General features: G+C 47.6%; 10 protein-coding genes. 6 read left to right on the top strand and 4 right to left on the bottom strand.

Annotated elements, in window-relative coordinates:
• Positions 1–815 (bottom strand): formylglycine-generating enzyme family protein (locus tag NFR61_RS10720; protein ID WP_251623961.1); only part of this gene is annotated, 815 nt, incomplete at its 3' end.
• Between the two features lie 366 nt (positions 816–1,181).
• On the opposite strand from NFR61_RS10720, the gene NFR61_RS10715 reads away from it, so the two are divergent.
• The 4 genes from NFR61_RS10715 (at position 1,182) to NFR61_RS10700 (ending at position 3,847) form a co-directional block, all read left to right on the top strand.
• Positions 1,182–2,135, top strand: coding sequence for a calcium/sodium antiporter (locus NFR61_RS10715; protein ID WP_251623959.1), 954 nt, complete (start codon positions 1,182–1,184; stop codon positions 2,133–2,135).
• Between the two features lie 93 nt (positions 2,136–2,228).
• Entirely contained in the window at positions 2,229–2,819 is a 591-nt protein-coding gene (locus NFR61_RS10710) for a LemA family protein (protein WP_251623952.1), read from the top strand.
• A 17-nt stretch (positions 2,820–2,836) separates the two neighbouring features.
• Positions 2,837–3,574 (top strand): TPM domain-containing protein, encoded by a 738-nt coding sequence (locus NFR61_RS10705; RefSeq protein WP_251623950.1) that lies wholly within the window; start codon positions 2,837–2,839, stop codon positions 3,572–3,574.
• Between the two features lie 72 nt (positions 3,575–3,646).
• Entirely contained in the window at positions 3,647–3,847 is a 201-nt protein-coding gene (locus NFR61_RS10700) for a CDGSH iron-sulfur domain-containing protein (RefSeq protein ID WP_251623943.1), read from the top strand.
• On the opposite strand, the gene NFR61_RS10695 is transcribed toward NFR61_RS10700, so the two are convergent.
• Positions 3,829–4,767: a HEPN domain-containing protein gene (locus NFR61_RS10695; protein WP_251623941.1), complete on the bottom strand. Its 939-nt coding sequence runs from the start codon at positions 4,765–4,767 to the stop codon at positions 3,829–3,831. The two genes, NFR61_RS10700 and NFR61_RS10695, sit on opposite strands and share 19 nt — an antisense overlap.
• Before the next feature lie 121 nt (positions 4,768–4,888).
• Between NFR61_RS10695 and NFR61_RS10690 the strand changes: the two genes are divergently transcribed.
• Together NFR61_RS10690 and NFR61_RS10685 are read left to right on the top strand one after the other, a co-directional pair.
• The gene (locus NFR61_RS10690) at positions 4,889–5,503 is read left to right on the top strand and encodes a cytidylate kinase-like family protein (RefSeq protein ID WP_251623963.1); all 615 of its coding nucleotides are present in this window, start codon (positions 4,889–4,891) and stop codon (positions 5,501–5,503) included.
• Between the two features lie 17 nt (positions 5,504–5,520).
• Entirely contained in the window at positions 5,521–7,626 is a 2,106-nt protein-coding gene (locus NFR61_RS10685; RefSeq protein WP_251623938.1) for a type IA DNA topoisomerase, read from the top strand.
• A 13-nt stretch (positions 7,627–7,639) separates the two neighbouring features.
• On the opposite strand, the gene NFR61_RS10680 is transcribed toward NFR61_RS10685, so the two are convergent.
• Positions 7,640–8,785, bottom strand: coding sequence for a porin (locus NFR61_RS10680; protein WP_251623936.1), 1,146 nt, complete (start codon positions 8,783–8,785; stop codon positions 7,640–7,642).
• A gap of 10 nt (positions 8,786–8,795) precedes the next feature.
• Positions 8,796–10,469 (bottom strand): SulP family inorganic anion transporter, encoded by a 1,674-nt coding sequence (locus NFR61_RS10675; RefSeq protein ID WP_251623928.1) that lies wholly within the window; start codon positions 10,467–10,469, stop codon positions 8,796–8,798.
• Between the last annotated feature and the right edge of the window lie 171 nt (positions 10,470–10,640).

The raw sequence follows: 10,640 nt of genomic DNA, 5'->3' as shown, positions 1-10,640 counted from the left end.
TTTGGCACATGCGCTTTCTGTTGTGTTAGGGTAAGAGAGTTTAAAAACTCCATGTACTGTTCTTGGCTGGTCTCGTATTTCATGAGGTAGAACCCGTTGTAGCCTTTGGGATAATAAGAGGCCAAAGAGACAGACGTAGATGACGGATTAACTGTATTCAGAGTCACTGCCGCTTCCGAATCAATGAGGCAGGGAGATACGCCGGATTTCGCAAAACTGTATGCGGAATAGTTATCTCCGAGGTAATAACTGCCGTAAGGGATATAAACCATTTCGATGGCGTGTGTAGCGACGTATATTTTATCCAGTTTATCACCGAAATCGGCGGCTGTAAGTGTTTTCTTTGTGTTGGCCTTGATAAGCCATTTAAGCCGCAGGCGGGCACTGACGTTCCCGTCTGAAACAGCATCCCGCATAAGGAAAACGCCAGTGACTTTGGCACTGCTGCCGGAACCTGTTTCGCCAAACATGAAGGCGTATTGACCGCCTTCGTTTCCGCTTTGTGGGGAGGCTTCGTGTCCTTCGCGGGTGAGATAACCGTGATGCCAGGGTTCGGTGGCTCCCCGTTTCTTGTACTTAAGGAACACCCACGCGGCATCCCAGTTGAAATCATCCCGCCAGGAGTTGTCCCACGAGAGATTCAGTTCCACAAAAGCCGTATCGCCGACGATATTGACAACACGGGGTTTACCCGTTATACGGATGTTGTTTCCGAGAACGGGCGGAGAAAACAGACCGGAAAAAATCATTACAACAAGAAAGAGCGACAAAATAAACACATGTCGCCTTCCGGCACACTTGATTAATTTTTTCATATCAAGAAATTACTTAGCACCTTGAAAGTCCCCGGAAAGGTGGGTTTATAATAAAAAGAAAGCGTGGGAACTTTAGTTTATCTATATCGAGGTATCGCCAAACACCCGCAAGAAAATAAACAGTATCCCACGCCTGACCCTTATATACATTACATATATACGGCAAACGTGAGCGTTTGTACTGTTTATCCTTTCTTGCTGAAAATTGGCGATTTTCGATATAAGGATAAATCTAAACGCTTTAAAAATATGTCCGCTATGGCAACTCACTCTGCCACAACGTCACAAATATAGCTAAATTTTATATGCGAACGGAAAAACAAACTTTATCTTTTCCATCTCGTTAATAAAAGATATTTTTGACCTATGCTTTTAAATATCATCTTATTATTCGCAGGTTTTGTTATCCTGATTTACGGCGCAGACAAACTGGTGGACGGCGGCAGCGCACTGGCCGCCCGGTTAAATATACCGAATATTGTTATCGGGCTGACGGTTGTCGCGTTCGGTACCTCTACCCCCGAACTGGTCGTGAATGTCATCTCTTCCGTACAGGGCCGCTCCGCTTTGGCTTTGGGCAATGTACTGGGAAGCAATATTTTCAATATACTGGCGATTCTCGGCATAACCGCCGTCATCTATCCCATCGGTATCAAGAAGACCACGACCTGGGTAGAAGTCCCCATGGCTCTTTTCGCCTCTATCCTGCTTTTTGTCACGTTTTGCAATGACCATTGGCCTGTTCCCGCCTCTTATGTCATCAGCCGGACGGAAGGTATCATTTTCCTCTGCTTTTTCCTCGTTTTTGTTACCTATACACTCATGTTAGCCCGCAAAGGAGAGTGCGAAACCATTGATATTAAACCTTATTCCATACTACGAGCCTTGTTATTTATCATTGTCGGCATCGCAGGATTAATCACCGGTGGAGAATTGCTGGTCAAAGGAGCCGTCAGCCTTGCGGAAGCAGCGGGCATTTCCCAGCGTGTCATCGCCATCACCATCCTTTCGGTCGGCACGTCTCTGCCGGAACTGGCTACCTCTCTGGTAGCCGCCCGGAAAAAAAACGTAGACATGGCTATCGGAAATGTCGTCGGTTCCAATCTTTTCAATACGTTCCTGATTCTCGGCACATCGGCCGTCATTCGTCCCATACCGATGAGTTGCGCCGACCTGACGGATATTTTTGTCAATATCTTAGCCACTTTGCTGCTCTTTCTGTTCATTTTCACCGGGAAGGGCCGCCGCATAGAAAAATGGGAAGGAATCATTTTTATTTTGCTGTATATACTTTACCTAATGATACTTCTTATTCAATAATTACACTATTCAAGTCCGATTTTGCATATTTCGGCACGGAATTCGCATAGAAAATCCGTAAACAAAGATTGATTCATATAAAAAAACACAGAGATGAAAAAAGGGTATATTGTTTTAATCGCTATTGTTGTTGTATTCCTTTGCATTTTCTTTTGGTTTAAAGGAAGCTACAACGGCATGGTACAAATGAGTGAAAAAGTTTCGGAACAATGGTCTAATGTCGAAAACCAATATCAACGCCGCTTAGACCTGATTCCCAATCTGGTCAATACGGTAAAAGGGTATGCAAACCATGAAGAAAAGACGCTTACGGATGTGGTAAATGCCCGGGCGAAAGCGACTCAGACACAAATCAATTTCGACAACCTGAATGAAGCCACAATCAAAAAGTTAAACCAGACCCAGGGAGAACTTTCCTCGGCGTTGTCACGCCTGATGGCTATATCCGAAAGCTATCCGGATTTAAAAGCCAATCAGAATTTTCTGGAATTGCAGGCACAACTCGAAGGAACGGAAAACCGGATTGCCGTAGAGAGAAGAAAATTCAACGAAGTCGTGAGAACGTATAATGCAGATATCCGTAAATTTCCCCGCAATATCGTGGCCGGGATGTTCGGATTTACCCCTAAACCTTATTTTGAAGCGACAAGCGGCGCAGAAAACGCCCCCAAAGTTGAGTTTTAATACAATATTCCCATATCATGAAATACGCCCTGCTCCATATTCTGCTCTGGCTGTGCATCACCCATGTGTCTGCACAGGATTTTCCGGACCCGATGGTTCCTCCGCGATTGGTCAATGATTACACCCAATTGCTCTCCAAAGCGGAGCAGAACCGTCTGGAAGAGAAGCTCCAAAACTTCAATGATACGACTTCCACCCAGATTTCAGTTGCCACGGTGCCCAGTCTGAACGGTTATGAAGCCAATGATTATGCACAGCGGTTAGCAGAAAAATGGGGCGTCGGGCAACAAGGGAAAAACAACGGCATTCTGTTGCTGGTGAAACCTAAAACCCGCACAGAAAAAGGACAGGTGGCCATTGCCGTAGGCTACGGCCTGGAGGGTGCCGTACCGGATGCCATTGCTTCCCGGATTATCCGAAACGAAATTATTCCGGAATTTCAGAACGACCGCTATTACGACGGTATCAACAAAGCGACAAATATTCTGATGAAATTAACCTCCGGTGAATACAGCACCGACCAATACGGGAACGACGAGTGGGGAGAAGCTATCTTTACGGGAATTTTCGTCGTCATTTTCCTACTTATCATCCTGTTTTCCCGCTTTAAATCCAAAGGCAAGGGGAGCGGGCCTTTCATCTTCTGGGGAAGTCTCGGCGGAGGATTAAGCGGCGGAAGCAGTTCCGGCAACCGGGGATTCGGCGGTTTCAGAGGCGGGAGCTTCGGTGGCGGAGGCGCCAGCGGAAGTTGGTAGAACATTTTTTAGTACCCGTCCTACAACCATTTTTTGCCAATTTCAGTATAACAGGCATATAAAAGTACCACCATGAAAGAATATGCCATCTTCGCTACGCCGATAATAAATCGTGATGCAAAAAAGAACTGTCAAGGACAAAATAATCCCCCCGCCGCCTTTTGTCATTGCGGCCATTCACAACACAAACCTTTCTGTGACAAAAGCCACACCAAAACAGATTGGTGCCCGACCTTAAAAGAAAGCAATATTGTTTACGACAAACGCTTATAACTAGCTTGTTGTTCCGCTGCCAACCTTTCCAGCTCGCTCAATTTATCCATACACAACTCGCCGGTGAGGTCTCTGAAACGCTCCATCCACTGAATCAAGGTCTCCACATCTTCTTTGTTTACCACAAAGCCGTTATTATAACGCGACTGAATGTAAGAAGCCCTCAGTAATTCAAACAAATGCTCGTTTTCCTCCGTTTCGCGAGGGAATACATGCATAATCTCTTCCGAATAACGGCGGTTGAAATCCATCAGCATCCTGAGGTCATGTTCTTTCGGTTTATACAATCCGAATGTCAGACTAATGGCATAAAAAAAACTCTCACACGCCTGGTGAAGATGAAAAGAAGCCATTTTGTACTCTTCGTCAGGATAATCAAACTCTTTGGCTGTTTTCAGAAAACGTTCGCCTTTATGAAAAAAATCCTGGAAAAAATTCCTCGCCTGTTTTTCCACTTCAAACAGCTCCGGCTGGCGAGGTGTCGGTAAGATAAAAGAACCGGTATCATACAACATAATACCTTCATTCCGTATTTCTGCATAAAAGAAATCCCCTTTTTCCAGAAAATCCACCACTTTATCCACAGTCTTGTATACAATCTCCAGCCGAATGTCCGAATGGGTTTTCCGTCTGAAAATAGTACTTACCCCATTTAGTTTTTTGGCAAAAGCCGGTTCATTCTTTATACGGCTTGCCACCACTAAAATATCGTAATCACTCCTATACGAAGTCGATATGCCATATTCCATCCGTCTGTCCAAAGCAACCTGACTCCCTCTGGCATAACTCCCGAACAGGATAATCATTTCCACATTCAATACTTGTTCCAAAATTGTCGCTACAATCACCTTTAAATCTTCCTGATTGCTTATAGGTAAATGAGCGATAGAGGTTTTCATCTTATTCAAATCCGACTTCATAGTTTTACTCATTAATCTTTCTGCATATCAAAGTTAAACGCCGAGCAAATATACCATTTCTTACCCAAGAAAATTGCCGAATATCGCTTTTTTTACTATTATTGCGGAAACTATAGCTTATATCATGGAAAAAGTTATTATCACCATCGGACGCCAATTCGGAAGCGGTGGCAGGGAAATCGGGAAAAAACTGGCCGAACACCTCAACATCGCTTATTACGATAAAGAATTAATCCAGTTGGCAGCCAAAGAAAGCGGCATTTGCCCGGAACTCTTTGAAAAAGCCGACGAAAAAACGTCCGGAGGTTTATTACAGGCTTTCGCTATGGGTTTTTCCATGAATGCTCCCCTCTATCAGCCCAGCGATTGTTTTACGAACGCTACCCTGTTTCAGTTACAATCCGATGTCATCCGGAAAATCGCAACGGAAAATTCCTGTGTCATCGTAGGGCGCTGTGCCGATTATATCCTTAAAAACGACCCGCATACGACAAGCATATTCATTCATGCCACCGAAACAGACCGCATACAACGGATTATCCGGCAAACTCCGATGAGCGAAAAGGAAGCCCTCGAACTAATGAGGAAAACCGACAAGACCCGTGCCACCTATTACAATTATTATACGGATCATATTTGGGGGGCCGCAGCCTCCTACCATCTTTGCCTTAATTCTTCCGTCATCGGCATCGACCGGTGCGTAGGCATTATTACCAACCTCCTTTCCCAAAAATAAGTCAGCAGGCAATAAATATGAAAATGTGTATTGCCGAAAAGCCGAGCGTGGCAAAAGAGATTGCTGCTATTCTGGGCGCCAACGTCCGGAGGAACGGCTATTTCGAGGGGAACGGCTATTGTGTGACATGGACCTTCGGACACCTGTGCAGTCTACAGGAACCCAATGAATATACGGAAAAATGGAAGCAGTGGAATTTGAGCGTACTGCCCATGATTCCGTCGAAATTCCGCATCAAGCTGATAGACGACGAAGGCATCAGAAAACAGTTCGCCGTCATCGAGGAGCTGGTCGGGAAAGCCGAAACGGTCATCAACTGCGGAGATGCCGGCCAGGAAGGAGAACTGATACAACGCTGGGTGCTGACAAAGGCCAAATGCAGCGTACCCGTCAAACGGCTCTGGATTTCCTCTCTGACAGAGGAAGCCATAAAGGAAGGTTTCAACAAACTCATGGATGCCGGCGAATTCGACACGCTCTATGCCGCCGGTTCCGCGCGAGCCATCGGAGACTGGCTATTAGGCATGAACGCGACCCGGGCGTATACGCTGAAATACGGGAGCGGGAAAAACGTGCTCTCCATCGGACGGGTGCAGACTCCGACACTGGCTCTGATCGTAGACCGCCAGAAAGCCATCGAGAATTTCAAACCCGAAACCTACTGGGAGATCAAAACCAATTACCGGGGAGGGATTTTCTCCAGCGTAAAAGGACGCTTCACGACGAAGGAGGAGGCGGAAGCCATGATTCAGAAGATTGCCGCCACGGAGCTGGAGATTACCAGCGTGGAGCGCAAGAAAGCCATGGAACATCCCCCGAAACTGTTCGATCTGACCCTGTTGCAGGTGGAGTGCAACAAGAAGTACGCTTTCACGGCGGAAAATACATTAAAAATCATACAATCGCTGTATGAGAAGAAATTGACCACCTATCCGCGCGTGGACACGAATTTTCTGCCCAACGACCAGTATGCGAAGGTGCCGGGTATTCTCAAGGGATTAAAGCCCTATGAGGCGCTGACGGCTCCCATTCTGACAGGAGGCAAGATCCGCAAATCCGCGAAGGTTTTCAACGACAAAAAGATTACGGACCACCACGCCATCATCCCGACAGGCGTTTTCACCTACGACATGAGCCCGGACGAAAAACGGGTCTACGACCTGGTGGCCAAACGCTTTATCGCCGTCTTCTATCCGGATTGCGAGGTCGCCAATACGACGGTGATGGCAAAAGTCGGGGAAGAGGAGTTCAAAGCGACGGGAAAACAGATTATCGACCCGGCATGGCGGGTGGTTTTCGGCAACACCGCCGACAAGCAGAATGAGGAAAACGTGCTGCCCGTATATGAGAAGGGGGAACACGGACCTCACCTTCCCGAGATACAGGAAAAAGAGACCCAGCCGCCCAAATACTACACGGAAGCCGACTTGCTCCGGGCGATGGAAACGGCAGGCAAGCAGGTGGAAGACGAGGAGCTCCGCGACCTGATGAAAGAGAACGGAATCGGGCGTCCCTCGACCCGTGCCGGCATCATCGAAACCCTGCTGAAACGCCACTATATACGCAAGGACAAGAAACGGATTCTGGCAACCCCGACCGGCATCGAGCTTATCGATACCATCCAGAACGATCTGCTGAAATCCGCAGAACTGACAGGGCAATGGGAAAAGAAACTCCGCATGATCGAAGACGGGAAATACGACGTCACCCATTTTATGGAGGAGCTGAAAAGCATGGTGAATGAAATCGTGCATTTCGTCAAACACGCTTCCGCGAAAACCATTGCCGTCGCCGAAGAGGAGGATGAGCAGGAAACCCCGAAAGAGAAGAAGAAACGGCTCCCCAAAGCCCCAGCCGAACCAATCACGCTGACCTGTCCCAAGTGCGGGAACGGAAATATCGTCAAAGGGAAAACCGCATGGGGATGTACCCTTTATAAAAAATCGTGCGACTTCCTGATACCCCTGGTCATTGCAGAAAAGAAGCTGACCCAGAAGCAGGTGGAAACACTCGTCCTCAAAAAAGAGACGGGAAACCTAAGCGGATTCAAAGACGCCGAGGGGAATACGTTCAGCGGGAAAGTGAAGCTCGACGGGGATTTCCGGGTGACTGTCGAGAAATAAGAGGCGGGAAACCTTAAAAACGCAGTTGCACCCGTGCCTGAATGAAACTCACATTCTCTTTTCCGTTCAAGGCGTGTTTATTCGTAAATACCGATGTATAATTCAGTTTCGCCGCCACGTAGTCGTTAAAGAAATAGTTCGCCCCGAAAGTGATGTCCTGCGCCCGTCCGCCGTATATGCCGGCTTTTCCGTCATCTAGGTCCGTAAGATTGTACCGGAACAGCACTTCTATATTTTTCGGATTGGGATTGTCCACCCAGCTGTTCGCCCGATCGTAGCGATACTGATTGTCTCCTCCGAACAGACAGCCGATTTGGGTATACACGCCTTTTGCGGTATAATTCCGTCCGTCGTAGCGGTTGACATGATTCACGAGGCACTCACTCTGGAAATAAAACCGCTTGTAAAGCACGATGACATCGGCACCCGTCCGCCATTCATTGATCACCCGGGTCACTTCAGCCTGCAAAAATCTGTTTTTCTCCTTATTGAATACATACGAAGGAGCCCCGCCCTTGTATACCAACTTGTCTTTGGTCTCCTTGTCCGGATCGCTGAAATGCGCGGACAAGCCGATATGTACCACCTTTTCCTCCTCATACACCGGACGCCCAATCACCTGGGCCGTCAGCGTATACCCCGCATCCCCTTCCTTGGAGTTTTCCAAACTGGTGTTTCCGAAAAAGCCGCCAACCACCACCAGTTTCTCCCGGGTGTACTGATAGGTGAAGCCCAGCTTGCGCCCGTCACCGAGCACCGTGCTGGTCGTCGCCATGTTCATCAGACGATAGGCAGCCGTCGATACCTGAAGTTCGGTACCGAAAGGCTCGAAATAATACCCCGCCTTCAACGTATGGTTGCCTTGCTTGTATGCGATATATGTATCTTTCAGCGCCAGCTTGTCATACGCATAGCCCGCCTCGATTTTTCCCGTCCAATGCTGAAGGAAACGAAGCGTTGTTCCCAATCTGACATCCCCCAGCACGACACCGTTCCCCAATTTCGTCGAATCGCTCCGGAAGAATCCGGCATCCATCAGAATACGTCCTATCAGCCGCCACTCGAAATCCCCGTTCGCCGATTTCACGAAAGCCTGACTTCTGCCCGCAGCCGGCAGCAACAATGTACAGATTAAAACAACAACTATTCTTTTCCTCATAATTTTCCGCTTATAAATAACTGTTCGCTTTCTGCAGCGCCTCATTGATATTGCTGCAAACATTCTCCTCTCCGATACGGTGATACAGATCCGATTTCTCCAGCACCTTTCTCACGTTTTCATTCACACCAGAAAGGACGATCCGGATTTTTTCCTTTTCCGACAAACGATACAGGCTCTCGAGGTTGTGCAATCCCGTGGTGTCCATAAAGGGCACTTTACGCATCCGGATAATACGGACTTTGGGTTTATCCCTCAATACTTTCATACATTCGTCGAATTTATTGGCGATTCCGAAGAAAAAGGGGCCGTCGATTTCATACACTTCCACCCCTTCTTTCAAATCCAGTTTCTCATCCTCGTGGTATATTTCCCCTTCGGAAGAAAGGTCTATCCGGTCTTTTACCACCGATACTTTGGTCGTTTCGCTCATCCGCTTCATGAATAAAAGCATCGCCAGCAACAGACCCAATTCTATCGCTATCGTCAAATCGAAGATCACTGTCAGAATAAAAGTCGTCAGTAATACGGCGACATCGGCCTTCGAGTTCTTCAACAGAGAGCGGAATGTGCGCCACTCGCTCATATTGTATGACACGATGACCAGCACTCCCGCCAGACAGGCCATCGGAATATGTTTCGTCAAAGGTCCCAGAAACAGAAGTATCAACAACAGCACAATCGCATGAATCACGCCTGCCACCGGCGTGCGGCCGCCGTTATTGATATTCGTCATCGTACGGGCTATCGCCCCCGTTGCGGGAATACCGCCGAAAAAGGGCACCACGATGTTGGCAGCCCCCTGCGCGATAAGTTCCGTATTGGAATTATGCTTGTCGCCCGTCACACCGTCTGCCACCGTAGCCGACAACAACGATTCGATGGCTCCCAGTATGGCGATCGTGAATGCCACCGGGAACAGGCGGTTTACCGTACTCAGAGTGAACCCCGGCATGTCGGGTTCCGGCAACGAAGCGTTGATTACAAAGCGGTCGCCGATAGTCTCGATCCCGGTAATCCCGAAATAAGTCTTCATTACCCATACCAACAGCGTCATCACCACAATCGCAATCAAAGAGCCCGGTATTTTTTTGGAAAATTTCGGCGTAATCACAATCAGCACGATACTCGCTATGCCGACCAGCGCAGACCATATATTCACAGTAGAAGCACTTTTGAAATAAGCTACCCATTTGGAAAGGAAATCGGCGGGGACGCTCTCCATCGTCAATCCGAACAAGTCCTTCATCTGCGTAGTAAAAATAGTCAGAGCGATACCGCTGGTGAAGCCCACGATAATCGGATAAGGGATAAACTTGATCACCGTGCCCAATTTCAAAAATCCCATCAACAGCAGCATCACTCCCGCCAGCACCGTCGCAATGGCCAGTCCCTCCATACCGAACTCCTGGATAATGCCGTACACCACTACAATAAACGCGCCCGTCGGTCCTCCAATCTGAACGGTACTGCCTCCCAGGAAGGAAATAATAAAACCCGCAATAATCGCCGTTATCAATCCCTGTTCCGGACTGACACCCGACGCGATACCGAAAGCGATTGCCAGAGGCAGCGCCACAATACCCACAATAACACCTGCCATCAAATCGGAAAAGAATTTTTCCCTGGAATAATTCCTAAGCGCCGTCACGAGCTTAGGCTGAAAATCAAAACTATGCTTCATTGTTATAAGTTTACACTTTTTTAAACAAGCCGCAAAATTATAAAAATTTATTAATAGAGAGTAAAAACAAGCGAATTTACAAGAGAATACACGCAAAGAAAAGGTATATGCTTAGTAGGCATGTGATACTTCTGTAAGTACTTCACTAAAAAAAAGAAGCGAGACTCATGA

The organism is Odoribacter lunatus (genome assembly GCF_943193135.1).
In the GTDB taxonomy this organism is placed as follows: domain Bacteria; phylum Bacteroidota; class Bacteroidia; order Bacteroidales; family Marinifilaceae; genus Culturomica; species Culturomica lunata.
The sequence above is the reverse complement of the archived record's forward strand: the minus strand, read 5'-3'. Positions and strand labels throughout refer to the sequence as shown.

Coding starts and splice junctions, on each gene's coding strand:
- NFR61_RS10700 (WP_251623943.1), top strand. CDS start 3,647: ATGAAAGAATATGCCATCTTCGCTACGCCGATAATAAATCGTGATGCA.
- NFR61_RS10685 (WP_251623938.1), top strand. CDS start 5,521: ATGAAAATGTGTATTGCCGAAAAGCCGAGCGTGGCAAAAGAGATTGCT.
- NFR61_RS10715 (WP_251623959.1), top strand. CDS start 1,182: ATGCTTTTAAATATCATCTTATTATTCGCAGGTTTTGTTATCCTGATT.
- NFR61_RS10705 (WP_251623950.1), top strand. CDS start 2,837: ATGAAATACGCCCTGCTCCATATTCTGCTCTGGCTGTGCATCACCCAT.
- NFR61_RS10675 (WP_251623928.1), bottom strand. CDS start 10,469: ATGAAGCATAGTTTTGATTTTCAGCCTAAGCTCGTGACGGCGCTTAGG.
- NFR61_RS10680 (WP_251623936.1), bottom strand. CDS start 8,785: ATGAGGAAAAGAATAGTTGTTGTTTTAATCTGTACATTGTTGCTGCCG.
- NFR61_RS10710 (WP_251623952.1), top strand. CDS start 2,229: ATGAAAAAAGGGTATATTGTTTTAATCGCTATTGTTGTTGTATTCCTT.
- NFR61_RS10695 (WP_251623941.1), bottom strand. CDS start 4,767: ATGAAGTCGGATTTGAATAAGATGAAAACCTCTATCGCTCATTTACCT.